Below are 2,366 nucleotides of genomic sequence, written 5' to 3'. Positions count from 1 at the left end.
GCGTCAGGAAGGACCGCGCTTGCCCCTCGGTTTCCAGGGTGCAGGGAAGGTCCTCAAGCCGCCAAGCCTTCGGATCCGGGCACAGGCACCCGATGGGTTCAGACAGCACGTTGGTGTTCGGTTCGGGACGCATGGTGGCGGGTCCTGCTGCGAAACGGCCGAATGGTGGCCGAGTCTCCATTCATGCTCCGGAGTGGCTTTGATGGCATTGATCAAGATCAAGCACCTCGGGGGCCGACCCGGCGGTCTCCGCCTTCGGGCAGCTTGCTCTGGGTTCTGATCCTAAGGAGAAGGACCACCTGTCTTGCGTCAATCCAGCATGCCCCCCCGCTCAGTCTGGTCGACGCGGCATCGTCCTCTGCCTTCTTCACAGCCTTCGGGAGAACATCCCACCTTTCTCTTCGGGAGCGGCCAGTCAAGCATCTTCTACACCGTCAGTGGAGGGCTCACCGATGCCTTTGCCTCCGACACTGCCGAAACGATTGTTCAACGTGCCGACCAAGCGCTCTACCTGACGGAGGCGGCGTGACGCGATCGGATCACGACACTGACCCATGACATGGATCTTGCCGGCAAGACAGCATGACGTGTCCGCTTAACAGCACGCCCCACAGCGATGAGCTGTCATGAGGTTCATTGCCGTACTGGTTAGGGGCACGGTCAAACAGTGCTGCCGGTCACCACGGTGGATCACGATGCCCAGACTTGTGGCTGATCCGCTCGTTTGCAGGGCGGCTTAGAGGTGAAGGACCTGTCGCCCAGCACCCTGTTGTTGGCGAACAATTTGCAAGTCACCATCAGGCCCGAGAAAGCGTTAACGCTCGAACCCGTATTGGTGGATGTTGGTTCCAATCCTGTAAGGGTCCAGGTCACAGGTGTCTTCTTCTGCCTGCCTCGTCCGGATTATGCTTCTTACTCATGTTTGACGGAGGTTGAGCATTGACGGGGCTGCTTTCGATCACCACGTTCCCCTGCCGGGCAGGCCAGCCCCCGGATTTCGGGAGCGCGGCATTGGATCGTCACTACGCCCAGCTGACGGAAGATCTCTTGGGGTTTCCGGAAGAGCAGGCCTGCGTCATCATGCGCTGGAGGGGCGGACGAACCCCGTCAGGCATCGCCATAGGGGGACAGAGGATCACTGCCGCGACCGGACGGCGCCTTTTCGCGGGGACCACCCAGATTGGGGTCTTCACCCGGACGTTGGATGGTGGTGATGAAGGGGACGCCGAGCACGAGATACTTGTCCTCGTCACCAACTCTCGGTGTCTGATCGCACTGAGGCGCGAGCTCGCCGCCAGCCTTTGATAGGCGATGATGTCAAGGCGGTTCCATCGTCGGTCGTAAATAAGGCCTGGATGGTTACGGCCCTTTCCCCCAGCCGTTCAGTAGATGTCGGGCGTCTCGTGCTGAGCCGCGTCCGGTGGGTAGCTAGCAATGCCAGAGACTGTGCCCGCTGCACAAAATTGGTGTTCGCCAGGGTAGTCCGGTGCAGGCAGCAAAGACGGAGAGCCTTTGGCAAGGCCGGAATCTACTAACCTTGCGTGACCTGATGACCATCTGGGGCATAGGCGCACGGCTTCTCGACGCTGTCGAACAAAGCTGCTGGATCCCGGATCTTGAGGAAGGCATAGAACGCCTAAATGCCAAACAGGATCTGGTTGTGCAGGCTGGCCGAGACCTCCACATGCTCAGGCCGCAGCGGAATGATGGCGGCGGTTCTGGCCCCGCGCGTCCGGCCGGACTTGGCAGCGGCTGGAATGAAGCGGTCGAGATCCGTAGCTGTGATCTCGCGGAAGCTCTTGCCCAGGGCCGCGAGATAGTTGCCGAGCCGGACCACGTGCCGGGCGTAATGGCTAACCGTGCGTGGCGCGTAGTGACGCGCTTCGAGGTAGACGACGAAATTGCGGATCTCAGAGACGACGGTATCGCCGTCATAGGCGGTCCATGTGACTTTGCCGCTCGGCAGAACAATGCGCTGGAGATGCATGAGCGCGCTCCAACCTGTCGTGGACAGGCTGAAGCTAATCCTGTCCACAACGAGCGGCAAACGCCCTAAGTGGTTCATCCGGTAAGTCATGCGGCCGTCGGCAGGAGGGCAATGCCGGGCGGGCGACGCGGCCGATGTCGGCGGCGTTGGCCCCAGACGAAGGGATGGCGATGCGCATTCCAGTAGACTGTGGAGCGATTGATCGCATCGGTGATCTCGTCCCAGCTCTCGAAGCGCCGGCCGGCTAACGCGAGCGAGCGCAGGATCTTCCACCAGGGCTCAATCAGATTGAGATAGGCGGCGTACTTGGGCTGGAATACCATCTCCCAGCGCGGATGCGCGAGCAGGAACAGCAGCACGTCCGTCGTGCGATGCGAGC

Annotated in this window: 2 protein-coding genes and 1 pseudogene; 1 reads left to right on the top strand and 2 read right to left on the bottom strand. The window is 61.1% G+C overall.

Features of this window, described 5'->3' with window-relative positions; genetic code table 11:
• Nucleotides 1–939 precede the first annotated feature (939 nt).
• On the top strand, nucleotides 940–1,305 hold the full coding sequence (locus OC446_RS30070) for a hypothetical protein (protein ID WP_262032545.1): 366 nt from the start codon (nucleotides 940–942) through the stop codon (nucleotides 1,303–1,305).
• A gap of 331 nt (nucleotides 1,306–1,636) precedes the next feature.
• Here the strand turns inward: OC446_RS30070 and OC446_RS30065 are convergent, their stop codons facing one another.
• A complete protein-coding gene (locus tag OC446_RS30065; protein WP_262032544.1) occupies nucleotides 1,637–1,987 on the bottom strand; it encodes a site-specific integrase in 351 nt (116 codons plus the stop codon).
• A gap of 86 nt (nucleotides 1,988–2,073) precedes the next feature.
• Nucleotides 2,074–2,366, bottom strand: a pseudogene (locus OC446_RS30060) (hypothetical protein); the annotation flags it as partial.

Origin of the sequence: Microvirga sp. Mcv34 (assembly GCF_024519725.1) — a bacterium.
In the GTDB taxonomy this organism is placed as follows: Bacteria; Pseudomonadota; Alphaproteobacteria; order Rhizobiales; family Beijerinckiaceae; genus Microvirga.
Note: the sequence above shows the minus strand (reverse complement) of the source record. Positions and strands in the feature narration are given on the sequence as shown.